23 protein-coding genes are annotated in these 23,089 nt (G+C 70.4%); 9 read left to right on the top strand and 14 right to left on the bottom strand.

The annotated features are described in order from the left end of the window. The first annotated feature begins 32 nt into the window (after positions 1-32). From ACZ6Z4_RS20565 to ACZ6Z4_RS20555, 3 genes are all read left to right on the top strand, one after another. The gene (locus ACZ6Z4_RS20565; protein WP_465566474.1) at positions 33-488 is read left to right on the top strand and encodes a cupin domain-containing protein; all 456 of its coding nucleotides are present in this window, start codon (positions 33-35) and stop codon (positions 486-488) included. Then, complete coding sequence (locus ACZ6Z4_RS20560; RefSeq protein WP_465566471.1) at positions 485-943, top strand: carboxymuconolactone decarboxylase family protein; 459 nt, start codon at positions 485-487, stop codon at positions 941-943. Before ACZ6Z4_RS20565 ends, ACZ6Z4_RS20560 begins: the two co-directional genes overlap by 4 nt. Positions 944-1,060: 117 nt before the next feature. After that, positions 1,061-1,372 (top strand): WhiB family transcriptional regulator, encoded by a 312-nt coding sequence (locus ACZ6Z4_RS20555; RefSeq protein WP_184800389.1) that lies wholly within the window; start codon positions 1,061-1,063, stop codon positions 1,370-1,372. A gap of 12 nt (positions 1,373-1,384) precedes the next feature. On the opposite strand, the gene ACZ6Z4_RS20550 is transcribed toward ACZ6Z4_RS20555, so the two are convergent. Beyond that, positions 1,385-1,711, bottom strand: coding sequence for a TFIIB-type zinc ribbon-containing protein (locus ACZ6Z4_RS20550; RefSeq protein ID WP_465566468.1), 327 nt, complete (start codon positions 1,709-1,711; stop codon positions 1,385-1,387). Positions 1,712-1,931: 220 nt separating this feature from the next. Here ACZ6Z4_RS20550 and ACZ6Z4_RS20545 point away from each other — a divergent pair, with 220 nt between their 5' ends. Continuing rightward, the gene (locus ACZ6Z4_RS20545) at positions 1,932-3,659 is read left to right on the top strand and encodes an AAA family ATPase (RefSeq protein ID WP_465566465.1); all 1,728 of its coding nucleotides are present in this window, start codon (positions 1,932-1,934) and stop codon (positions 3,657-3,659) included. Between the two features lie 3 nt (positions 3,660-3,662). Here the strand turns inward: ACZ6Z4_RS20545 and ACZ6Z4_RS20540 are convergent, their stop codons facing one another. Next, positions 3,663-5,570, bottom strand: coding sequence for a penicillin-binding transpeptidase domain-containing protein (locus tag ACZ6Z4_RS20540; protein ID WP_465566461.1), 1,908 nt, complete (start codon positions 5,568-5,570; stop codon positions 3,663-3,665). A gap of 153 nt (positions 5,571-5,723) precedes the next feature. Next, positions 5,724-6,527, bottom strand: coding sequence for a VOC family protein (locus tag ACZ6Z4_RS20535; RefSeq protein ID WP_465566456.1), 804 nt, complete (start codon positions 6,525-6,527; stop codon positions 5,724-5,726). 122 nt (positions 6,528-6,649) lie between these two features. On the opposite strand from ACZ6Z4_RS20535, the gene ACZ6Z4_RS20530 reads away from it, so the two are divergent. Then, positions 6,650-6,964 (top strand): L-rhamnose mutarotase, encoded by a 315-nt coding sequence (locus ACZ6Z4_RS20530; protein WP_363670086.1) that lies wholly within the window; start codon positions 6,650-6,652, stop codon positions 6,962-6,964. On the opposite strand, the gene ACZ6Z4_RS20525 is transcribed toward ACZ6Z4_RS20530, so the two are convergent. The 6 genes from ACZ6Z4_RS20525 to ACZ6Z4_RS20500 form a co-directional block, all read right to left on the bottom strand. Continuing rightward, the gene (locus ACZ6Z4_RS20525) at positions 6,961-7,665 is read right to left on the bottom strand and encodes a pirin family protein (RefSeq protein ID WP_465566453.1); all 705 of its coding nucleotides are present in this window, start codon (positions 7,663-7,665) and stop codon (positions 6,961-6,963) included. The two genes, ACZ6Z4_RS20530 and ACZ6Z4_RS20525, sit on opposite strands and share 4 nt — an antisense overlap. A 5-nt stretch (positions 7,666-7,670) precedes the next feature. After that, positions 7,671-8,186: a DinB family protein gene (locus ACZ6Z4_RS20520; protein ID WP_465566450.1), complete on the bottom strand. Its 516-nt coding sequence runs from the start codon at positions 8,184-8,186 to the stop codon at positions 7,671-7,673. A 41-nt stretch (positions 8,187-8,227) separates the two neighbouring features. After that, complete coding sequence (locus tag ACZ6Z4_RS20515; protein ID WP_465566445.1) at positions 8,228-9,547, bottom strand: glycosyl hydrolase family 18 protein; 1,320 nt, start codon at positions 9,545-9,547, stop codon at positions 8,228-8,230. Positions 9,548-9,725: 178 nt separating this feature from the next. Then, positions 9,726-11,174: a S1C family serine protease gene (locus ACZ6Z4_RS20510; protein ID WP_465566442.1), complete on the bottom strand. Its 1,449-nt coding sequence runs from the start codon at positions 11,172-11,174 to the stop codon at positions 9,726-9,728. Between the two features lie 722 nt (positions 11,175-11,896). Further along, positions 11,897-13,297: a sensor histidine kinase gene (locus tag ACZ6Z4_RS20505; RefSeq protein ID WP_465566439.1), complete on the bottom strand. Its 1,401-nt coding sequence runs from the start codon at positions 13,295-13,297 to the stop codon at positions 11,897-11,899. A gap of 824 nt (positions 13,298-14,121) precedes the next feature. After that, entirely contained in the window at positions 14,122-14,814 is a 693-nt protein-coding gene (locus tag ACZ6Z4_RS20500) for a response regulator transcription factor (RefSeq protein WP_363670074.1), read from the bottom strand. Between the two features lie 120 nt (positions 14,815-14,934). Between ACZ6Z4_RS20500 and ACZ6Z4_RS20495 the strand changes: the two genes are divergently transcribed. Then, entirely contained in the window at positions 14,935-15,927 is a 993-nt protein-coding gene (locus ACZ6Z4_RS20495) for an acetamidase/formamidase family protein (RefSeq protein WP_465566430.1), read from the top strand. A 24-nt stretch (positions 15,928-15,951) separates the two neighbouring features. Here ACZ6Z4_RS20495 and ACZ6Z4_RS20490 read toward each other — a convergent pair whose 3' ends face one another. Then, positions 15,952-16,839, bottom strand: coding sequence for a DMT family transporter (locus ACZ6Z4_RS20490; protein WP_465566427.1), 888 nt, complete (start codon positions 16,837-16,839; stop codon positions 15,952-15,954). An 89-nt stretch (positions 16,840-16,928) separates the two neighbouring features. On the opposite strand from ACZ6Z4_RS20490, the gene ACZ6Z4_RS20485 reads away from it, so the two are divergent. Then, a complete protein-coding gene (locus tag ACZ6Z4_RS20485) occupies positions 16,929-17,363 on the top strand; it encodes an Lrp/AsnC family transcriptional regulator (RefSeq protein ID WP_363670066.1) in 435 nt (144 codons plus the stop codon). On the opposite strand, the gene ACZ6Z4_RS20480 is transcribed toward ACZ6Z4_RS20485, so the two are convergent. Further along, entirely contained in the window at positions 17,355-18,317 is a 963-nt protein-coding gene (locus tag ACZ6Z4_RS20480; RefSeq protein WP_465566421.1) for a hypothetical protein, read from the bottom strand. The two genes, ACZ6Z4_RS20485 and ACZ6Z4_RS20480, sit on opposite strands and share 9 nt — an antisense overlap. A gap of 183 nt (positions 18,318-18,500) precedes the next feature. On the opposite strand from ACZ6Z4_RS20480, the gene ACZ6Z4_RS20475 reads away from it, so the two are divergent. Beyond that, positions 18,501-19,712: a pyrophosphate--fructose-6-phosphate 1-phosphotransferase gene (locus ACZ6Z4_RS20475; RefSeq protein ID WP_465566418.1), complete on the top strand. Its 1,212-nt coding sequence runs from the start codon at positions 18,501-18,503 to the stop codon at positions 19,710-19,712. A gap of 4 nt (positions 19,713-19,716) precedes the next feature. Here ACZ6Z4_RS20475 and ACZ6Z4_RS20470 read toward each other — a convergent pair whose 3' ends face one another. The 3 genes from ACZ6Z4_RS20470 to ACZ6Z4_RS20460 all read right to left on the bottom strand — a co-directional run bounded on the left by ACZ6Z4_RS20470 (position 19,717) and on the right by ACZ6Z4_RS20460 (position 21,337). Beyond that, positions 19,717-20,154: a low molecular weight protein-tyrosine-phosphatase gene (locus tag ACZ6Z4_RS20470; RefSeq protein WP_465566415.1), complete on the bottom strand. Its 438-nt coding sequence runs from the start codon at positions 20,152-20,154 to the stop codon at positions 19,717-19,719. A 1-nt stretch (position 20,155) separates the two neighbouring features. Further along, the gene (locus ACZ6Z4_RS20465) at positions 20,156-20,542 is read right to left on the bottom strand and encodes a phage holin family protein (RefSeq protein ID WP_465566413.1); all 387 of its coding nucleotides are present in this window, start codon (positions 20,540-20,542) and stop codon (positions 20,156-20,158) included. A gap of 126 nt (positions 20,543-20,668) precedes the next feature. Further along, positions 20,669-21,337, bottom strand: a complete 669-nt coding sequence (locus tag ACZ6Z4_RS20460) for a GntR family transcriptional regulator (RefSeq protein WP_465566410.1) — start codon at positions 21,335-21,337, stop codon at positions 20,669-20,671. 169 nt (positions 21,338-21,506) lie between these two features. Between ACZ6Z4_RS20460 and ACZ6Z4_RS20455 the strand changes: the two genes are divergently transcribed. Further along, a complete protein-coding gene (locus ACZ6Z4_RS20455; protein WP_465566407.1) occupies positions 21,507-23,081 on the top strand; it encodes a phage tail tip lysozyme in 1,575 nt (524 codons plus the stop codon). Positions 23,082-23,089: the final 8 nt, after the last annotated feature.

Below are 23,089 nucleotides of genomic sequence, written 5' to 3'. Positions count from 1 at the left end.
CGCGTTACCGAGAACCGAACAGGAGCCCCTCCATGCTTGGAGTGCGGATCGCCGTCGGCCTCCTGGCCGTCGTCCCCTTGGCCGCGTGTGCCGCGCAGGACGAACCCGTCCACGCGGCACCGGTCGCGACCACCAGCCCGATCGGCAAGCCCCCCGCCGAAACCCTCACCCCGCTGAAGCAGCTCGCACTGCCGAACGTGAAGGGCAAGACCTTCACCTCGGCGATCGTCGACTTCCCACCCGGTGCCCAGGCGGCACCGCACCGGCACGGTACGGCGTTCGTCTACGCGTACGTGCTCGAAGGCAGCCTGCGCAACCAGCTCGACGACCAGCCCGCGACGACGGTCAAGGCCGGCGACAACTGGGTCGAGCTGCCCGGTGCGCACCACGGCCGCGCCGAGAACGCGAGCGCGACCGAACCCGCCAAGCTGCTGGTGGTCTTCGTCTCCGACACCGGAGCCCAGGTCAAGATCGACGACCCGTCGTGAGCGGCACCGAGCGGGTCCGGATCGAGAAGCAGCACAGTCCGGCGTACAAGGCGCTGGTCGCGATGTCGGTGGAGGCGGACCGGGCTGCCGAGGCGGCGGGGGTCGACCCGCTGCTCGTCGAACTGGTCCGGATCCGGACCTCGCAGCTCAACGGGTGCGCGTTCTGCCTACGGATGCACACGGGTGACGCGCTGAAGAAGGGCGAGACGGCCGAGCGGCTCGCGGTGCTGCCGGCCTGGCGGGAGACCGGGTACTTCTCCGAGACCGAGCGCGCGGCGCTGCGGCTGACCGAGGCGGTCACGTTGGTGTCCGACGGGCAGGTCAGTGACGAGGTGTACGACAACGTGGCCGCGGTGCTGACCGCGGAGCAGATCTCGGCGGTGGCCTGGCTGGTGATCGCGCTGAACGCGTTCAACCGGGTCGCGATCACCGGGCGGTACCCGGTTCATCCCTGATCGGGGCTGCGTCCGGCCGCGGTGGGTGTCGCGGCCGGACGTTTGCGCTCGGGTACCTGGATCCGTGCCGCGGTTGTGAGGCCGCGGCACCATCCCCGATCCGAGCCGAGGTGAGTCATGAGGCGCAAACCGCCCGCCGGGGCCGTCACCAAGGCCCCCGACGGTCTGCCGTCGGCGATGATCGAGAACTGGGCCTGGCACGACCACGCGGCCTGCCGGGACGTGAACCCAGAGCTGTTCTTCTCCGCCGAGTCCGAGCGCGGGCTGCGCAAGCATGCCCGCGAGCTGCTCGCGAAGTCGCTGTGCGGGACCTGCCCGGTCCGGCTGCAGTGCCGCGAGCACGCGCTGATGGTCGGCGAGATGTACGGCGTCTGGGGCGGCACGACCGAGGAGGAACGCGAACCCGCCCTCCACGGCCGGCACCGCTAGCCGCTGCTCAGCTCAGTCGAACAGCTCGTCGAAGAACGACTTCTTCTTCTTGCGCTGCGGGTACTGCTGGCCGTACTTGTTGCGGTCGTCGTACCGGCGGTCGTTGTCGTGGCGCCGGTCGTCGTAGCGCTTCTCCTCGTACCGCTTCTCCTCGTAGCGCGGCTCGGGCGCGCGCTGCTGCTGCGGGCCGTTGTAGGCGACCTCGGCGTCCACCAGCTTCTCCAGCTCACCCCGGTCGAGGAAGATCCCCCGGCACTCGGTGCACTGGTCGACGGTGACGTTGCTGCGCTCGTACGTCCGCATAGCGCCCCGGCACTTCGGACAGATCAGGCTCTCCATCGCACCACCCTAAGTGACGAAAACCCCGCCCTGACGCGGTTTCAGCGAACTCTCAGGAACCCACACAGCGCCTGCCTGAAACTCTCAGGAACGGAGTGAACCGTTCCGCTGATCACCCACGGTGAAGAACACAGTGGGGTCAACGCCCGTAGGTGACCCGGGGGCCGACATTCTGTGGTGAGAGGATGCAAGCCGGTCCGGGTGACGAGGGAGTTCAGGTATGGGTGAGCAGTCCGCGGGGCTTCTGGGGCGGCGGCGGGCTCGTGGGTTGTGGGTGAAGGGGGCTCGGCAGCTGGGGTTCGCCAAGGCTGACGAGAAAGCGGCGACGGTGGACAAGCCGGCGGCGCTGGAGAACTTCACCAGGGCGGTCGAGCTGGATCCGGGGATGACGGATGCCTGGCTCGGGTTTCATGCGGCCGGTGGGGACGCGGACACCGCGCTGGACAAGCTCGTTGCGGGCGTCAAGCGGTTCGGCGAGGAGCGGGACGCGGACAAGCGGCGGCTGAGCTCGTCGTTCCGGGCGGGGTGGTGGTTCACGCACTCGCTCGAGACGACAGACCACGTCTGGCACGCCGAGGCGCTGCGGCGGCTCGGGGCCGGCGACACCGAGGGCGCGGCCGAGGCGACCGGGAAGGTGATCGAGGAGCTGCGGCGCAACTTCCTCGAGGCCGCGGTCGCGATGCACCGGTCCGACTTCGACACCGCGATCGGCATCCTGCGCCGGGTCCCCACCGACGGGCACCTCGGCGTCGAGGCGCAACTGCGGCTCGGGATGCTGCTGGCGACCGTCGAGCAGTGGAGTGAGGCCGAGACGATCCTGCGCCAGGCCGCGGGCCAGCAGCTCAACTCGTTCGTCGCGATGGACGCGGAGTACTACCTCGGCTTCGTCTACCGCGGCACCGACCGCGAGCAGCACGCGATCCGCCAGTTCGAGTGGGTGTACGAGCGCGACAACTCGCACCGCCAGGTCGCCGAGGCGCTCGCCGACACCAACGTGCGGCTCAGCACCCGGCGTACCGAATCCCGCGGTACGGCGTCGCAGCCCGCGCCCGTGATCCGCCGCGGCAACCCGTCCGCCCCCGCGCTGCACCGCCAGCCCGACTGGGGCGCGGTCCAGGGCGTGCTCAACGAGCTCGACCGCAACGTCGGCATGCAGGACGTCAAGCAGCAGGTCTCGGCCGTCGCCGCGCAGGTCCGGGCCGGCCTGATGCGCGCCGAGCGTGGCCTGCCGACCGCCAAGCTCGGCGGTCACCTGATCTTCGCCGGCCCACCCGGCACCGGTAAGACCACGGTCGCCCGCGTCGTGGCCCGCCTGTACTGCGCGCTCGGCCTGCTCGCGGCCGACACCGTGATCGAGACCGACCGCTCCGGCCTGGTCGCGGACTGGATCGGCCAGACCGCGACGAAGACCAACGAGGTGGTCGACTCCGCGCTCGACGGCGTGCTGTTCATCGACGAGGCCTACGCGCTGAAGAAGAAGGGCACCAGCACCAACGACTTCGGCACCGAGGCGATCGACACGCTGCTGAAGCGGATGGAGGACGACCGCGACCGCCTGGTGGTGATCGTCGCCGGGTACTCCGAACCGATGGCCGAGTTCCTGGAGGCGAACCCGGGCCTGCGCAGCCGGTTCTCGACCCGGATCGACTTCCCGCGCTACACCGCCGACCAGCTCCGCGAGATCGCGGTCCGGCTGGTCGCGAGCCGCGGCGACCACATCACGCCCGAGGCGACCGCGAGCCTGACCGCCGCGCTCGACCAGGTCTGCGCCAACGGCCGGATCGACGAGCTCGGCAACGCGCGGTTCATCCGGACCGTGCTCGAGACGGCCGGGAAGCACCGCGACCTGCGGCTGTTCCACTCGCCGGGCTTCCCGACCGACCTCGAGCTGGTCACGCTGGACGGCTCGGACCTGAAGTCCGCGATCCAGGAGATCCTCAGCTTCTGACGGTTACTTGAACCGACCCAGGAAGTTCTTCAGGATCGGGCCCGCCGTCTTGCCGCCGGACTCGCCGCCCTCGATGATCACCGCGAACGCGACGTCACCGCGGAACCCGACCATCCAGGCGTTCGTCCCGACCTTGCCGTTGGTGACGACCTCGGCGGTCCCGGTCTTGGCCGAGACGACGCCGCTGGCGGCCAGCGCGTGCGCCGTTCCACCGGTGACCGTCGTCCGCATCATCGTCCGCAGCGCGTTGGCCGTTGCCGGGGGCAACGGAGCGGCGGCCGGGCCGGCCGGGTCCTTGCCGGTCACCAGCACCGGCTTCATCGCGGTCCCGTGCTTGACCGTGGCGCCGATCAGCGCGACCCCGAGCGGGCTCGCGGTGACGGTGCCCTGACCGATCATCGAGGCCGCCTCGGCGACGTCGTCCTTGGGCGCCGGCACCTCCCCGCCGTACGCCGGGATCGAGCTCTGCAGCTCCTGGCCGAGGCCGAACATCGCCGCGGCCTTGGTCATCCCGTCCTTGGGCAGCCGCCCGTGCTGGGAGATGAACGCGGTGTTGCAGGACTGGTTGAACGCCTTCTGCATGGTGCCGTTGCCGTACGGCGCGAGGCCGTCGTAGTTCTTGAAGGTCTTGCCGAAGACGTTGATCGTGTTGGTGCAGGGCAGCGCGGAGTTCGCGGTCAGCCCGGCGCCCATCAGCGCGGCCGAGGTGACGATCTTGAACGTCGAGCCCGGCGCGTAGTGGCCCTGGAAGGCGCGGTTGTAGTTCGTCGCGGTCGGGCCGTTCGCGGCGGCCAGGATCTGGCCGGTCGACGCCTGGACGGCGACCAGCGACGCGGGCAGCTTGCTGGTGGCCAGCGCGGCCTCGGCGGCGCGCTGCAGGTTGGTGTCCAGCGTGGTGCGGACCGGCGTACCGGCCTTGCCCTCCTGCTTGAACACCTCCTTGATCACCATCTTGGTCTTGCCGTCGCGCAGGTTCACCTCGCCGCCGGGCGTCCCGGCGAGCTGCTGCTGCATCGAGTACTGCAGGCCGGTGGTGCCGACCTGGTCCTGGCTGGAGGCGGTCGGGCCGGCGTTCTTCAGGGTCTCGGCGGTGGCGGTCTTCATGGTGCCGATCACCGAGCGCGCGAAGGTCGAGCTCTCGGGTAGCGACTGGGTGCCGCCCATGGTGAGGACGCCGGGCAGGTTGCCCATGACCGGGCGGAGCTTGTCCCACTCCTCGGCACGGATCGTGATCGCGTCGACGAACTGGCCGGCCGGGGCCGCCTTCGCCCGGTTCCACAGCTTGGTGCCGTCGACGTCGAGGTTCTTGGTGAACGCGGCGTACGTCGCCGCGGTCGCCTTGTTGCCGGACGCGACACCGACGATGACGACCGGGCGGTTGCTGGTCAGCGGCTTGCCGGTGCGGTCCAGGATCGACGCCCGGGCCGGGACGGTACGGACCCGCTTCAGGTAGTTCGCGTCGCCGAGACCGGGGTAGATGGTGTCGCCGGAGGCCTTGATCTTCCAGGCGTCGCCGGTCTTCACGACGGTCGCCGTACTGGTCCACTTCATGGTGCCGATCCCGCGCAGCACGGCCTCGACGGCGAGCTCCTGGGTGCAGTTGCTGTCGTCGGAGCAGTTCGGCTCACCCTGCGGTGTGACGGTCGCCGACTGCGCGACCAGCGCGGTGTCGACGTCGTCGAGCCGCGGGCCGAAGGTCGCCGGGTTGTCGGTCAGCGCGGCGGCCTCGGTCGGCTTGCCCTCCGGCGCCCAGGCCTTCACCCAGCCGGCCGCGAACGCCTTCACGACCTCGGCCGAGGCCTGCTTCTCGTCGTTCGGGTCGGCCTTTCCGCCGTCGGCGGACTTGCTGTCGGAACAACCGGCGGTGACCAGGAGGGCACCCAGACAGACGATGGCAGCAGTACGCTTCACGATCTCCACTCTCGCACGGCGACGGGTTGACGCTTCCGTTCAGTCTTCGGCGTGTGCCCAGCCTGCCACGAGGGGGAAAATACTCAGCCGGCCCACAGGAGTACGACGCCGAGCGGGGCTCCGCGGTTGGTTTTCGGTCTGTCAGAGCTTCGTTCAGACCGCGAGCTGGATCACCGCGAAGACCGCCGACTCCGGGTCGGTGAGCACGGCCATCCGGCCGAAGTCGGTGTCCAGCGGGTCGCCGCTGAGGCGCCCGCCGGAGCGTTCGGCGCGGGCGACGGTGGCGTCGAGGTCCGCGGTGGCGAAGTACGGCAGCCAGTGCGCGGGGGTCTCGGCCGGCATGTCCGGGTGGAACTCGCCGGTGCCGGCGACGGGCCGGCCGGCGGCGTACAGGGCGGCGTAGCGGGCGTCGGCGTACTGGTCGCCGGGGCCGTCGAAGTCCCCGGTGCTGCCGATCTCCTCGACGCGGTAGCCGAAGACCGTCGTGTAGAACGCCTTCGCCTCGTCGTACCCGCGACTGAGGGCCTCGCTCCAGACCAGCATGCCGGGGTCCGAGCCGCGGCCGGTGCCGATGTGGTCGGTGGCCTGCCAGAGGCCGAAGATCGCGTCGTTGGGGTCGGTCGCGATCGCCATCCGGCCGTGCACCGACACGTCGGTCGGGTCGAGCAGCAGCCGGCCGCCGGCCTCGACGATCGCGGCCGCGGTCCGGTCGACGTGCTCGGTCGCCAGGTACGTCGTCCAGCGGCTCGGCAGCGTCTCGGTGCCCGGGTGCTTGCCGCCGATGCCGCCGACGTCCTCGCCGTCGACGCGGCAGATCCAGTAGTCGCGGGTGCTCTGGTGCTCGCACTGCCAGCCGAACAGGCCGGCGTAGAAGTCTGTCGCCGCGCGGGCGTCGGTCGCGGCCAGGTCGACCCAGTTCGGCGTACCGGCCGGCCAGGGGGCGGTGCGATCGGCCATCGGTGCTCCTGCGGGAATTAGTTACCAGGGGCACTTAACCTGCCAGGCACTACAGGTCACGTCGAGGTGATCGCCGGGGGATCGGGTAACGGTTCGATCACTCCGGGGTATTCTCCCCGGTTGTGACCCGCCTTGCCCTGCACAGCCGGCTGATCGCCGGCACCGAAGAGTCCTACGCGATCGAGCACGCCCGGGTCTGGCCCGAGCTGATCGTCGTGATGAACAACGCCGGCATCAGTGACTGGAGCATCTGGCGCAGCGGCCGGGACCTGTTCCACCTGGTGACCTGCGACGACTTCGAGGCCGCGGTGGCGCAGCTCCGCGACGACCCCGTCGACCAGCGCTGGCAGCAGCACATGAGCCAGTTCGTCGAGGGGTTCGCCGAGGACGGTGCGCCGCTGCAGCACGTCTGGACGATGTCCGAGCAGACCAGCTAACGCATTTCCCAGACGAGGATCTCGGCGCCGCCGGGTCCCGCGGTGACACGCTGCCCGTCCGCGACCGGGATCCGGGCGGCGTCGGCCTCGCCGAGCTCGCCCGCGCCCTCGAGCGTGACGGAGCCGAGGGCAACGAACAGGTGCACGTACGGCGCCACCGGCAGCTGCACCGCCGTACCGGGTTTCAGTCTGGCGACCGACATCCCGGCGTCGCGCTGGTTGATCCGTACGGCGGTCGTGCCGGCGTGCTTGGCCAGCCCGGACGCCACCGGCACGAGCTCGCCGCTGCCCAGATCGACCTCCGCCTGCTGGTACGACGGTGGGAGATCGAGCTCGTCCGGCCGGACCCACATCTGGATGTAGTGGACCGGCTCGCCGCCGTCGTTCGTCTCCGCGTGCCGGACGCCGCTGCCGGCGCTCATCCGCTGCGCGAGCCCGGGGTGGACGACGCCGCGGTGCCCCTCGGAGTCCTCGTGGGTGAGCGCACCGCGCAGAACCCAGGTGACGATCTCCAGGTCCTGGTGCGGATGGCTGCCGAACCCGGTGCCGGGGGCAACCACCTCGTCGTTGTGCACGAGCAGCGCGCCGAAGCCGACGTTGCGCGGGTCGTAGTACGGGCCGAACGAGAACGAGTGCCGCGACTCCAGCCAGTCCTCGGTGGTCCGGAACCGGTCAGCCGCACGGCGTACGTCGATGCTCACACCGACTAGTAATACCCCTTCTCGCCGTCGAGCAGCTCGCGGATCGTGTCCAGGTGCCCGACGTGGCGCGCGGTCTCCTCGATCATGTGCAGCACCATCCAGCGCAACGTCGCCTGCCCGGACTTGAAGTCGGGGTGCCGGCCGGTCTCGTCGAGCGAGTGCGCGGCGATGATCTCGTTGGACCGCTCGCACTGCGCCTCGAACTCGTCGAGCAGCTGCTTCAGCGGCGCGGTCGGCATCATGTCCGCGTCCTCGGGCAGCGACTCGTCGAACTGCGGGTTCTCGGCGGACGAGCCGTTCAGGAACAGCACCTCGAACCAGCAGTGCTCGACCCAGCGCAGGTGGTAGACCAGCCCCGCCATCGTCATCGCCGGCGACGTCGGCAGCACCGACCGCAACTCGTCGGCCTCGGCCAGCCCTTCGCACTTCCACCGCACCAGCGCCCGCTGCTGATCCAGCCACCCCACCAACTGGGTGCGCTCATCGGCGACGAAAGGCGGGCGCTCGCGAGAAAACGTCATGGGCGGACCGTACTCGGGCCCTCGGCCCGCCCGCGACGCAATTAGCGGCCCTGCAGCGCCTTCACGTTGTCGCCGAAGGTCCAGTTCTTCGAGCCGTCCCAGTTGATCGACCAGGTCATCAGGCCCTTGAGCTGACCGTTGAAGCTGTTCCAGGCCTGGCTGACCAGGGACGGCGCCATGTAGCCGCCGCCGGCGCCGTTCTGGGCGGGCAGGCCGGGCACCTGCTTGTCGTACGGGACGCGGATCGTCACACCCTGGATGACCAGGCCGTTGTTGAGACAGGTGGTCTGGGCGACGAAGCCCTGGACGGTGCCGGCCGAGTAGGAGTCGCCGGAGCAGCCGTACATGCTGCCGTTGTAGTACTGCATGTTCAGCCACCAGAGGCGGCCGTTGTCGGCGTACTTCTTGATGATCGGGAGGTACGAGCCCCAGATCGAGCCGTAGGTGACGCTGCCACCGGTCACGTACGCCGTCTCCGGCGCCATCGTCAGACCGAAGTTCGAGGGCATCTTCGCCAGCACGCCGTCGATGATGCGGATCAGGTTCGCCTGCGAGGTGGACAGCTGGTTGATGTTGCCGCTGCCGGTCAGCCCGGTCTCGATGTCGATGTCGATCCCGTCGAAGTTGTACTGCTTGAGGATCGGTACGACGGTCGCCACGAACCGGTCCGCGACCGTCGACGAGCTCAGGTCGATCCCGGCGGTCGCGCCGCCGATCGACAGCAGGATCGTCTGGCCCGCTGCCTTCGCCGCGCACATCTCGGCCGGCGTCGCGACCTTCACGGTCGCGTCCATCCCGTCCTCCCACTTCACCGTCCCGTCGGACAGGATCACCGGGAACGCCGCGTTGATCACGTTGTAGCCGTGCTGACCGATCCGGGCGTCGGTGATCGGCGTCCAGCCGAACGGCGGGTGCACGCCGTTGGAGGCGCCGTCCCAGTTCTCCCAGTAGCCGTGCAGGACCTTGCCTGCGGGGCGGGACTTGACGGCGCAGGTCTCACCGGCGGGCGGGGTGGTCGGCGGTGTCGTCGGCGGTGTGGTCGGAGGAGTCGTGGGCGGCGTCGTTGGGGGCGTGGTGGGCGGCGTGCTGTCGCAGGCGCCTTCGTCGAGCCAGAGGGAGGGAGCGGCGACCGGGTTCCAGCCGGAGCCCGGATGCGCGGTGTGCGCTGATCGAGCGGCGTACGAGCGGCTCTGGTAGGTCACCTTGGCGCCGACGGCATAACTGACCCCTTCAGCCCAGGCGGGCCCCGTACAGGCCGCTTGGACCGACGACTGGCCGGCTTGCGCCACCACCCCGGCCGACGCGAGCAGCACCCCGGCTGCCAGCGCACTCGCGAACGCCGTACCGATCCGTCGGTTCATGGCCGCTCCTCAGCTCAATACGCAGTGACCTTTCGTTTCTTCACGGTAGGCGCTGACGGAGTGCTGGGCTACGACATGACGGAAAGCCGACAGCAGAACGGGACTCCGGCCGCTCGGTGGGCGGCCGGAGTCCCGGTTCGTGGGTGCCGGGGGAGGAGGGGCCCCCGGCACCGTCGTGTCACCCCGTGGGGTTGCCGTTGTCGGAGCCGAGCTTCGCCTTCGCCGTCTGGCCGGTCTGGCCGGAGCGGTTGTAGGTGATCGTCACTTCATCGTCCGGGCGGTGCGAACGGACCGCGGCGACCAACGCGTCCCCTGACGCGATCGCCTTGCCGTCGATCGCGGTGACCACGTCACCGCTCTTCAGGCCGGCCTTGTCCGCCGCACCGCCGGACGTCACCTCGCCGAGGGTCGCTCCTTGCGTGAGCCCGTCGGAGGACTGCGCGTCGCCGACCGTCACACCGAGCCGCGCATGTGTGGCCTTGCCCTTGGCCACCAGCTCGTCGATGATCGGCTTGGCCTGGTCGATCGGGATTGCGAAGCCCAGGCCGATGTTGCCGCCTTCGGATTGTCCCGATCCTCCGGCGGTCTTGATCGCGCTGTTGATTCCGACCACCTGGCCGGCGAGGTCGATCAGGGCGCCGCCGGAGTTCCCCGGATTGATCGCGGCGTCCGTCTGGATGGCTGGGAAGACCGTCGTACTGTCCTGCTCCTCGCCGCCCGAAGTGACCGGGCGGTTGAGCGCCGAGACGATCCCACTCGTCACGGTGGCGTCCAGGCCGAACGGCGAACCGATCGCGACCACACCCTGCCCGACACCGAGGTCCCCGCTCTTGCCCAGTACGGCGGGCGTCAGGTCCTTCGCGTCGGCGCGGATCACCGCGAGGTCGGTCAGCGGGTCGGTGCCGACCACGGTCGCGGAGACCGTACGGCCGTCGTTCAGGATGACGCTGAGCCGGCCGCCCTGACCCGCACCGGCAACCACGTGGTTGTTGGTGACGATCAGGCCGTCCTTGCTGATCACGATCCCCGACCCGGTGCCGGAGCCCTGCGAGGTGGTGAAGGCGATCTTCACCACGCTGGGCAGCACCTTCGCCGCGGCCTTCTGCACCGAACCGTCCGGCGCGGAGACCGGGGCGGCTTGGCTGCCGTTCAGCGGAGCCGTCACCGACGGGGTCGAGCTGGAGTCGTTCGTGGCCGAGTACACAGCCGCACCACCCACACCACCGGCCGTACCGACCAGCAGCGCGGTGAGCGCCACCAGAGCCAGCCCACGCCGCTTCGGCTTGGGAGCCTCCGCCTGCTGCTGCGCCTGGTGGGGGCCGAACGGCGGCGGGGACCAGCTGGTACCCGGCGACGCCCCCTGATGCGCCCCGGTCGTACCGAACTGACCACCCTGCCCGCCGTGACCGCCCTGCCCGCCCTGGTAGCGGCCGTGCCCCTGCGGCGCGTACTGCTGCTGCGAGTGCTGCCCGTACCCACCCATCGGCAGCTGCTGCGTCCGCTCCTGCGGACTCGAGCCGTACGCCGGCGGCGTCCCCTGCGGACCCTGGTTCCCGTACGTCGAACCCTGCGCCGGAGTCTCGTCCCCCGACTGGTTCTGCGGCTGGTGCGGCTGGTTCTCGGTCATGCACCAACCATGAGCGCCGGACCTGAGAGACCCCTGAAGATCCCGTCAAAGCACCCAAAGAACTCGTTGAGGATCCCCTGAGCTTCCTGTGGGGAACCTGTGAAGCGCGCTTGGCGGTGGGTTGATGGGTTCATCCCACGCGGTGCTACGCCCGCTCCTACGTCGCGTGCTCCGCGCCGCTCCCACCCACCCTTGGAGTGGGTGCGCGTGCTAACGCCCGCTTCGTGTGCGCGCTGACGCGCCTCGTTTTGCGCGCTGGCGCGCTTCAAGTACGCGCTTAGCGCGCGGTGTGCGCCTAGCGGCGCCAAGTGCGCGCTGGCGCGCTGAGTATTGCGCTACCGCGCGGCCGTGTCCGGCTGAGCGCCGTTGCGATGCGGCCGAGGAGGTCCGCTGTGGCTGAGGCCGCTCCGGCCGGAAGGCGGTGTGTGTAGAGCCGGCGATTAGCTGCAAAGTACCCGGCACCCGGCGTCCGCGCCCGCACCGCACTCGGCGTCCGCACCGCACCCGGCGCCCGCGTCCACGCCGGGCGAGGCGCCTGGCGCCCGCACCCCGCACCGGCCCGCGCCCGCACCCCACACCGGCTCCGCGCCCGCGCCGCGCGCCCGGTCTGGCGTCTTACCGCTCGCCGCCCCCACACCGCATCGCCTCCCGGCCGGAGCGGTCTCAGCCGCAGGCGGCCTTGTCGGCCGCAGTACAGCGGGCCTCTGGGGCACCTCTATATTTCAGCGGGACTGCGTAGCCGCATGCGGCAGCCACAGGGTGAACTGGGCTCCGCCCGACGGTGCGTTGCGGGCGTAGATCATGCCGCCGTGCTGTTCCGCGGCGTGCTTGACGATCGCCAGGCCCAGCCCGGAGCCGGGGCGGCTACGGGCCTCGCTGGAGCGGTAGAAGCGTTCGAAGACGTGCGGGAGGTCGGCTTCGGCGATGCCGGGGCCGCTGTCGGTGACGGTGAGGACGCCGTCGCGGAGGCGGACGATGACGCGGGACGGTGGTTCGCCAGGCGTCGGGTTGTCGGGGGTGCTGTACTTCGCGGCGTTGTCGAGGAGGTTGGTGACCGCGCGGCCGAGCAGGCGTTCGTCGCCCCAGACGGGGAACGGTGCGAGCTGCACGTCCCACTCCAGGCCGGGTGCGCGGCGGCGTACCTTCAGGACTGCGTCCTCGACCACGTTCGACAGCTCGATCAGCTCGGCGTCACGGACCTGTGGGGTGTCGCGGGCTAGCTCAGTCAGGTCGCCGATGAGGGTGGTCAGCTCGTCCATCTGCGCCTGGACGTCGTCGAGCAGCTGCTTGCGGTCCTCGGGTTTGAGGCCGCCGCGCTTGTCGGCCTGCGCGAGGAGGTCGAGGTTGGTGCGGATGCTGGTGAGCGGCGTACGGAGCTCGTGGCCGGCGTCGCCGACCAGCCGGCGTTGGCGGTCCTGGGATCTCGCGAGTGCTTGCAGCATCGCGTTGAAGGCCATCGCGAGGCGGGAGATCTCGTCCGTGCCCGTGACGGGGATCGGGCGGAGCTCCTCGGTCCTGGCGACGTGCTCGGCGGCGCCGGTCAGGCGCACGAGCGGGCGGAGACCGGACTGTGCGATCGCGTTGCCGGCGAGGGCGGCGCCGATCACGCCGACGAGACCGAACGCCCAGAGCACGATGCCGAGGTTGTGCAGCGTCCGGTCGATGGAGTCGAGCGACTGGGCAACGACCAGCGCACCGGGCTCCAGTTGGTCCCTGGTGCACTCGTTGTTCTCGAACGGGCAGAACATGGCCGGTACGGCGACCACCCGGAAGTGCGCGCCGTTGCGCACCCCGACGGTGCGGATGCTGGCCTCGTTGCCCTGGTTGACCGCGACCTCGAGCTCGGCCGGTCCCATCGGCGGCACGTTCTTCGGGTCGGAGCCGAACTGCTGACCGTCAGCGGCGTACAGCCCGAGCTTGATGTCGCTCAGGCCGAGGGCGTCGGGTGGGATGCGTTGCAGGTTCTCCAGGTTGGTCAGCAGGCCACGGCTCGCCGCCTGGCCGGCGCGGTCGACGAGGCTGTTGTCGAGGTTCTGGTACATCTGCTGGCGCACAGTCACGTACGCCGAGACGCTGACCAGGGCCACCGCGAACCCGACCGCCACGGCCGCGAGCAGCGTCACGCGAGCGTGCAGACTCAGCCGGTGGAGCTTCTCCTGCCACCAGCTCTGCGTCCTCGCGGCTGTCGCGGTGATCCGCTTGGGGACGGTGCCGTTTGTACGCCGGGCCTCAGCGCCGCTGGAGTTGGACCCACCAGGGCCAGCTGAACCAGGTCCGCCGGTGCCAGGCCCGCCGATCGCAGCGGAGCCGGACGTACCGGGCGCTCCGCCGCCGGGGCCGCCAGCACCGTGGTAGCCGGGGCCGCCGGAGCCAGGTCTGCCGGAGCCGGGCCCACTGGCACCGGGCGTCGCTGGGCGGGGGCTGGGCGTCGGCGGGATCAGCCCTTGCCCGGTCCCAGGTCCGCCCGACCGCGCCGGCCCAGGCGCGCTCGGCCGCGGACTCGGTGTCGGAGGGATCCGGCCGCCGGACGCAGCCGCCCCGGCGTCGCGCTCAGGGCGCAACCCGGGCGTGCTTGCGCCGCCAGTGCCCGGGGCTGAGGTGTGTGCGCCGCCGCTGGAGCCCGGCGTTCCTGCGTGCGGGCGGCTGACGTCGCCGCCGGTGTCTGGTGTGCTTGCGTCAGGTCCACGCTCCGCCGCGCTTGGGAGAACGCGGCTGCTGCCGGACGGACCACCGCTCGTGCCGGGCGTCTCCGTGTCGGGCCCGCCAGCGGCGCCGCCGGTGCCTGGCGTACGCGCGTCAGGTCCGCGCCCGGCCGCGCCGGGGAGGAGGCGGCTGTCGTCGGACGCGGTGCCACTCGTGCTCGGCGTGCTCGCGTCAGCCTCGCGCCCAGGCCCGCTCGGGGGAACGCGGTCGTCGGCGTACGACGGAAACTCCGGGGGTTCCGAGCTCACGGTGGCGTGTCCCTCAGCACATACCCGATACCGCGCACCGTGTGAATCAACCGCGGCAGCCCGTTCACCTCGGTCTTGCGGCGCAAGTAGCCGACGTAGACCTCGAGGGAGTTGGCGGTGGTCGGGAAGTCGTAGCCCCAAACCGCGTCCAGGATGACGGCGCGTTCGAGGACGCGGCGGGGGTTGCGGATCAGGAGCTCGAGCAGGGAGAACTCGGTGCGGGTGAGCTGGATCGCGACTTCGCCGCGGTGGACCTCGTGGGCGTCGACGTCGACGACCAGGTCGGCGTACTGGAGGACCTCGCCGCGGGGGCCGCCTTCGCCGGGGGTTGCGCTGCGGCGGAGGAGGGCGCGGAGGCGGGCGAGCAGCTCCTCCAACGCGAAGGGTTTGGTCAGGTAGTCGTCGCCGCCGGCGTCGAGGCCGTCGACGCGGTCGGCGACGGCGTCGCGGGCGGTGAGGACCAGGATCGGGACGTTGTTGCCCGCGGCCCGCAGGGCCTTGGTGGTCTCCAGGCCGTCGAGGCGCGGCATCATCACGTCCATCACGACCACGTCGGGCTCGACGTTGCCGATCACCGCGAGGGCCTCGGCGCCGTCGGAGGCCGTCACGACCTCGAAGTCGTTGAACTCCAGCGAACGGCGCAGCGAGTCCCGGACCGCCCGGTCGTCGTCCACCACCAGTACCCGCATCGTTCGCTCCCCGCTCGTCCGTTTCTGCTCGCTTGGCGACTTTATGCGCTCTGTTTGAGAATCCGCTGAGAACCCGCTGATCAGTCGCGAAGGACCGAGCACCAGGCGTAGTTTTTCCGCGTGGACATCGTCGAATTCTCCCCGGACAAAGAGCAGCTCACCTGGACCTTCGGCGGTGCCGCGCCGGTCCGCCGCGTCGCGCCCGGCAGTCTGCTGCGGCTGTGGACCGAGGACGCGTTCTCCGGCAGCCTCCGCAGTACGACGGACCTGGCCAGCGTCAGCCTGAACATGCCGTTCGTGAACCCGCAGACCGGCCCCTTCTACGTCGAGGGCGCCGAGCCGGGTGACACGCTCGCGCTGCACTTCGTCGAGCTGACCCCGGCTCGCAGCTGGGGTGCGTCGGCGACGATCCCGTTCTTCGGCGGTCTGACCAGCACCGACAAGACCGCCACGCTCCAGGACCCGCTGCCGGAGCGGACCTGGATCTACGAGGTCGACACCGCGAACCAGACCGTCGGCTTCCAGGCCCAGGGCAGCGACTTCGAGCTGGCGCTGCCGATCAACACCATGCTCGGCACGGTCGGCGTCGCCCCGGCGGCGTTCGAGGTGCGCTCGTCGCTGGTCCCGGACTACTTCGGCGGCAACATGGACACGCCCGAGATGAAGGCCGGTACGACGTGCTACCTGCGCGTCAACGTCGAGGGCGCCCTGTTCTCGGTCGGCGACGGCCACTACCGCCAGGGCGAGGGCGAGTCCTGCGGTACGGCGGTAGAGGGCGCGATGAACGTGGTGATGCTGGTCGAGCTGATCAAGACCCCCGGCCCGGCCTGGCCGCGGCTGGAGACCGACGACTACCTGGCGGTCGTCGGGTCGAGCCGCCCGCTGGAGGACGCCTGGCGCACCGGTCAGGTCGACATGGTCGCCTGGCTCGGCGAGCTGTACGGCCTCGACAAGCTGGACGCCTACCAGCTGCTCAGCCAGGTCAGCGAGGTCCCGCTGGCGAACGTCGTCGACGCCAACTACAGCGTCGTCACCAAGGTCCCGAAGCGGCTGCTCCCCAAGACCGACGCGTACGGCGGCGTCCACGCCCAGCTCCGCGGCATCAAGCCCTGAACCCCGGTACGAACAGGCCGAACTTCATCGGGCCGGCTCCTTCCGGGGCGCGGTACGGCGGGAGACGGCGACGCCCGCGAGGCAGAGCAGGCCGCCGGCGAGGGCCAGCAGTGCGGGGGTCTCGTTGAGGAAGAGCCAGCCGAGCAGGATGGCGACGACCGGTACGGCGTACACGGTGACGCCCATACGGCCTGCGGTCGAGCGGCGGAGGGCGTAGGCCCAGGTGATGAAGCCGAGGGCGGTGGGGAAGGCGCCTAGGTAGATGACCCACCAGATCGTTGCGGTGCTCGCGGTCCGGAGCTCGGCGAGCAGGGCCGGGGCGAAGGGCAGGCAGACGACGGCGCCGATGGTGCAGGCCAGCCAGGTGACCTCGGCGGCGGGCAGGCGGTTGAGCAGCGGTTTCTGGGTGACGACGCCGACGGCGTACGCGACGGCGGCGGTGACGCAGAGGACGACGCCCCAGGTCTCCGCGCGGCCGGTGGAGGTCGACGTACCGATCACCACGACGCCGGCGAACGCGACCAGGCTGCCGATGACGAGCGGCCGCGGGAAGCCCTCGCCGAGGGTGAGTCCGGCGAGCAGCGCGATCAGCAGCGGCGCGATGTGGACGAGCATCGCCGCCGTGCCCGCGTCGAGGCGGCGCTCGGCCTCGTTCAGGGTCAGGTTGTAGACGCCGAACCAGAGCAGGCCGCAGGCCAGCAGCAGCGGCCAGTCGTGCTTGGCGGGCCAGCGGCGTGCGGCGGGGGCTTCGGTACGGCGTACGAGCAGGAAGGCGCCGAGCAGCAGGCTGCCGACCAGGAGGCGGGCCAGCGAGAGGGCGCCGGCGGAGAACTCGGTGCCGGTGTGCCGGATGGCGACGAACGCGGACGCCCAGAGGACGACGGTGGCCGCGGCGGCGAGGACAGGTTTCACGGGGTTAACGTTAGGAAGCATCAAGCAGGGACGGCATGGCATTCTGAAGGGGATCGAGCGAAAGACTTGCAGGTCTGAAGGGGATTCCGATGGATGAGCTGAACATCAGGCTGCTGACCGAGCTGATGGCCGACCCCCGCGCCCGGACCACCGAGCTCGCGCGCAAGCTCGGCGTCTCCGGCCCGACGGTCCGCGAGCGGGTGACCAAGCTGGAGGAGTCCGGCGTCATCCGCGGCTACCGCCTCGACCTCGACCCGGCCGCGCTCGGGCTGCCGGTCGCCGCCTGGGTGCGGCTCAAGCCCGGCCCGGGCCAGATCCCGCGGATCATCGAGCTGGCCGAGCGGACCCCGGAGGTGGTCGAGTGCCACCGGATCTCCGGCGAGGACTGCTTCCTGATCCGCGTCCAGGTCCCCGCGATCGACGCGCTGGAAGGGCTGCTGGACAAGCTCAACGTGCACGGCTCGACGAACAGCTCGTTCGTCGTCTCGACGCCCGTGCCGCCGCGCGCCGTCCCGCTACGCTGAGTACTTCCGCGCGACGACGGCGAACGACTCCTTCGGCTCCCGCCGATCGGGCTCGTTCACCGGGATCTTCACGACGCCGAAACCGGCCATGTCCAGGTCGAACACCGGGTCCGACCAGTGCGGGAAGTCCTGCATCGCGTAGGTGAAGACGAAACAGCCCTGGACGCCGCCGGCGTCGTACAGGTCGATCAGCTCACCCAGGTACGCCGCCTGCGTCGCCTCGTCGCGCTGGTACCCCTCCTTGACCCGCGGCGGCGTGGCGAACCAGTTGACGATCAGGAACGACCCCGGCCCGCGCCGGTCGGCCCCGACGAACGAGCCGCAGCCGAACTCGGTGATCACCACAGGCTTGTCCGACCGGTCGACCAGCTCGCGCAGCTGCTTCTCGTACGCCGCCGCGTCCGTCCCGAAGCGGTAGAAGTTCACCCCGACCACGTCGAAGCCCGACCAGTCGACCTGCTCCCAGTAGCCGGCCGCGTAGCTGACCGGCCCGTGGAACGACTCCCGCGCGGTCGCCAGCGCCGCCTTCAGCAGTACGCCGAGCTTGCGCGTGATCCGCCGGTCGAAGAACCGCCGCCAGCGCACCAGCACCTGCACCCGCACGAACACCCGCGGCCCCGGCAGCATCCCCGGCGTGGTCAGCGAGAACTCGTTGCCGACCAGCAGCGTCACCCGGCCCGGGTAGCGCTGCCGCAGCTCCTCCGCCATCGCCGCCGTACCGGCCAGCCGCTCCAGCAGCTCCCGGTGCGGCCGGTCCTCCACCGACGGCCGGATCCACACGTCCAGCCCGAGCTGCAACGCGTACTCCGCCGCCGCCCGGTGCCGCTCCGGGTCGGACTCGATCAGCATCACCGTGTCGCAGTGCAGCTCCTCCGCGATCGCCCGCAGATCACCCCGTACGACGTCCGGCGCGCTCGCGGGAACGTACGAGATGCCACGTGGCTGCAGACCCATCCCCGCAGTCTGGTGCCCACCGCGGACCCGGTGACAGCCCCGCGGCCCGACCCGATACCGAAGTCGCTCCGGCCGGGTACCGAAGTCGCCGCTGTCCGCCTGGTGGGCCCCGACCAGCGCCGGAAGTGGTCTGCCTCACTACGCTGGGAGCGACTTCAGCGACCTTCGGAAGGACCCTGACCCATGGCTGCCGACAAGCCTGTCCGCAGAGTTGCCCTTCTCACCGCGGGCGGGCTCGCGCCCTGCCTGTCGTCCGCCGTCGGCGGGCTGATCCAGCGCTACACCGAGGTGGCGCCGGACGTGGAGATCATCGGATACCTGAACGGCTACCACGGTCTGCTCAGCGGCCGGTACGTCGACGTGACGCCGGAGGTCCGCGCCAAGGCCGGCCTGCTGCACCAGTTCGGCGGCAGCCCGATCGGCAACAGCCGGGTGAAGCTGACCAACACCGCCGACCTGGTCAAGCGCGGCCTGATCGCCGACGGCCAGAACGCGCTGCAGGTCGCGGCCGAGCGGCTGGTCGCCGACGGCGTCGACGTGCTGCACACGATCGGCGGCGACGACACCAACACCACCGCCGCCGACCTCGCGGCGTACCTGCACGAGCACGACTACGAGCTGACCGTGGTCGGGCTGCCGAAGACGATCGACAACGACGTGATCCCGATCCGGCAGAGCCTGGGCGCCTGGACGGCGGCCGAGCAGGGCGCGCTGTTCGCCCGCAACGTGATCGCCGAGCACAGCTCGAACCCGCGGATGCTCGTCGTCCACGAGGTGATGGGCCGCAATTGCGGCTGGCTGACCGCCGCGACCGCGCTGGCCTACCGCGAGTGGGTCAAGGCCCAGGAGTGGAACCCAGGCATCGGCCTGACCTCGGGCGGCTGGGACGTGCACGCCGTGTACGTGCCGGAGGCATCGATCGACCTGGACGCCGAGGCCGAGCGCCTCAAGGCGGTCATGGACGAGAACGACTGCGTCAACATCTTCCTGTCCGAGGGCGCCGGCGTACCGGCGATCGTCGCCGAGCTGGAAGCGCGCGGCGAGGAGGTCGGCCGCGACCCGTTCGGGCACGTCAAGCTGGACACGATCAACCCGGGTGCCTGGTTCGCCAAGCAGTTCGCGGAGCGGATCGGTGCCGAGAAGACGATGGTCCAGAAGAGCGGCTACTTCAGCCGTTCGGCCGCGGCCAACGACAAGGACCTGGCGCTGATCAAGGAGTGCACCGACTACGCCGTCGACGCGGCGCTGCGCGGTGAGTCCGGCGTGGTCGGGCACGACGAGGAGCGCGGCGACGAGCTGCGCGCGATCGAGTTCCCGCGGATCGCCGGCGGCAAGGAGTTCGACGCGAACGTGGAGTGGTTCACCGCGCTGAAGGCGGAGATCGGCCAGCCGTAGCCGGCTATCGGGAGAGCCGCTCGACCCAGACGTCGGCGGCTTTCTCGATCTGGTCGAGCACGTCGTCGAAGCCCTCGTCCTCGCCGTAGTACGGATCCGGTACGTCGACGTCGGCGAACAGCTCGACCGTGACCGCCTCCGTGCCGAGGCGGCGGTTCAGCGCGGACAGGTGCCCGGAGTCCATCGCCAGCACCAGGTCGCGCTCGGCGAACCAGCAGCTGCGGAACTCCTGCGCCTTGTGCGCGCTCCCGTCGTACCCGCGACGGCGGAGCGCGGCCGCGGCGCGGGAGTCCATCGGGTCGCCGATGTGCCAGCCGCTGGTCCCCGAGCTGGTCACCACGACGTCGTCGAGGCCGGCCGCGGCGAGCTTGGCGCGCAGCACCACCTCGCCGACCGGTGAGCGGCAGATGTTGCCCGTGCAGACGACCTCGACGTGGCGCACGTCAGCGGATCTCGGCCTTGTCGGGCAGGACGGCGTTCAGCAGGACGCCGACCAGCGTGATCACCAGGGAGCCGAGCAGCGCCGCGCCGAACCCGTCGACGTGGAACTGGACGTCGAGCTTGCCGGTGATCCACGAGGTGAGCAGCAGCATCAGGGCGTTGATCACGAAGATCAGCAGGCCCAGCGTCAGGATGATGAACGGCAGCGAGACCAGCTTCGCGACCGGCTTCACCACCGCGTTCACGACGCCGAAGATGGCCGCGACGATCAGCAGCGTCAGCACCCGCTTGCCGGTGGTCGCCCCCTGGAGTGTGATGCCCCCGACGACCCAGCTCGCCACCGCCAGTGCCACGGCGTTCGCCAGCAACTTGATGATCAGGTTCTTCATACGCTCGATCCTGCCACCCCGGGGTTCACGAAGGGCGGCTCCCGCACCGGAATGGGGGTAAAGCCAGGGCTGCGCCTCCTCCCCACGCCAGGCACCGGCGCGGACCTCGAGCCGGCGGGAGGCGATCTAGTGGTGCGGACTTGCGATGGCTTCCAGCAGCGACTCTTCTGCTCCGGCCAGGTGCCGGCGCAGCTCCTCGACGCACTCGTCGAGCTCGCCCTTCTCCAGCAGCCTGATCAGCTTCCGGTGCGAGGCGACCTGCTGCTTCGCGTCCTGCCGCAGCGCGTCCACCCGGGCCAGCGCGAGCCGCGCCTCACCGGTGATCGAGTCCGCGGTCGCGATCAGCCGCTCGCTCCCGGTCAGCGCGACCAGGCTGCGGTGGATCGCGAGATGCGTCTCCGTCATCGCCTCCGGGTCGGCGCCGTCCTTGGCGGTCGCCGCGAATTCGCGCATCGCGGCGCGGACCTGCTCGCGGGCCGCTTCGTCGGCGTCGTACCAGGCCTTGATGCCGGCCGACTCCAGCACGAACCGGGCCCGGCAGATGTCGGCGACCGCGGCGGGATGCAGGATCGCGACGCTGACGCCCTTGTTCGGCTCGCGGACCGCCAGGCCCTCGGTGACCAGCATCGTCATCGCCTCGCGGACGGTGCTCCGGGCGACGCCGAGCGCCTCGGCCAGCGGCTGCTCGCGCAGCGGCGTACCGGGTTCGAGGTCGCCGGCGAACAGAGCGGCGCGGAGCGCGTCCACGACCCGGTCCACCGTGGTCGAGCGATCAACTCGCAGCCGTTCGTACATGGGAGGATTCTCGTCCAGTCAGGGGCCGTTGTCGCGCGCGGCACGGTCCCGCGGGTCACCTGTGGACAACTCCCGACATGATGAGCCGGTTTTCGGGCAGTCTGTGGGCAGGCGATATCGGCCCGCCCACTCTCCGCCCGGAGAGCCGCTGATCGACCAGGAGGACGCGATGGAGGGTAAGGGGGCACTGCCCGGACTGAGTGTCGTCGGGCTCGCGCTCGTCCTCCCGCTGATCATCGTGGTGACGATGCTGTTCGTCACCCTGGGCTCGGTCGGCCAGGCCTCGGCCTGTACGCCGTCGTCGACCAGCGGCAGCGCGTTCGGCTGGCCGACCGAGGAACACGAGGCGTCCCAGGGCTGGGACGACGGCGATCCGAAGCACACCGGCCTCGACTTCGACGTCGACAAGGGCAGCAAGGTGATGGCCGCCGAGGACGGCGAGGTGGTCGACACCTCCGGCGACTGGATCAAGATCAAGCACAGCGACGACGCGGTGCAGACCTGGTACCAGTTCTTCGAGTCCAAGGCGGTCCGGGTCGGTGACAAGGTCACCCGCGGCCAGGAGATCGGCAAGTCCGGCGAGGGCGACGAGAGTGACCCGGGCGAGGACGGCGAGCACCTGCACTTCGAGCTCCGGATCCGCGGCGGGGAGAACGGCGGCGGCGACCTGCAGCCGCAGGACCCGACCGACGAGCTCGGCGAGGACAGCACCGAGTCGTCGGGAGGCTGCAGCTGTGGCGGCGGCGGCCCGCTGGTCGGCGGCACCAACCAGGAGAAGGCCTTCAACTTCTTCGCGTCGAACGGGTTCAGCAAGGAGCAGGCCGCCGGCATCGTCGGCAACATGATCCACGAGTCGAGCGTCGAGCCCGCTCGGCTGCAGAACACCGCACCCGGTGTGGAGACCAGCGCGAGCGCGGCGCGCGGCAGCTCGCTCGGCTGGGGCATCGTGCAGTGGACGCCGGCCGGCAAGATGATCGACCCGTCGATGCAGGCCACCAACAATGACGAGGACAAGGTCGCCTCACTGGAATGGCAGCTGGAGTTCCTGCTCAAGCAGCTGAAGGGCGAAGGCCCGCTGCCCGAGGGGAACGCCGGTGACAAGCTGCACGCGGCCGTCGGCGTCGAAGAGGCCGCGGTCGCCTTCGGCCGGTACTTCGAACGCTTCGCGGGCTCCGAGGACCTGGGCAACTCGCGGTACACCGAGCGCAAGGCGACCGCCCGCGAGGTCTTCTCGACCTTCGGAGACGGCGGCGTGCCTGGCGGTGGCGGCTGCGGCGCGGGCAACATGGACATCGTGGCAACGGCGAAGAACCTCGCCTGGGACACCCCCGGCCACGGCAAGAACAAGGGTGACGCCAAACCGGAGTACCAGGACGCCATGCCGAAGTGGAACGGATCGACCGGCACCGACGAGTACTCCGACTGCGGTGTCTTCGTCGCGACGGTGATGCGGATGAGCGGCGCCGACCCGGACTACCCGGTTCGCGGCACCAGCATCCAGGAGGCGTACCTGAAGAGTTCGGGCAAGTACGACATGCGGTACGGCGACACGCAACCGAAGCCCGGCGACATCCTGATCGGCCCGGGTCACACCTACCTGTACGTCGGTGAGTTCAACGGGTACAACTCCGCGGCCGCGTCCCTGCACGGCCACGTGCCGGAGGCCGGGAACGCTTACCAGGTGGGAACGCAGCTGGGATTCGTCATCGCCCGGCTGAAGAACATGCCGACCCCGAAGCCCTGACCCGAACC

The organism is Kribbella sp. NPDC104740 (assembly GCF_055583505.1).
This window is presented reverse-complemented; position numbering and strand designations above follow the sequence as displayed.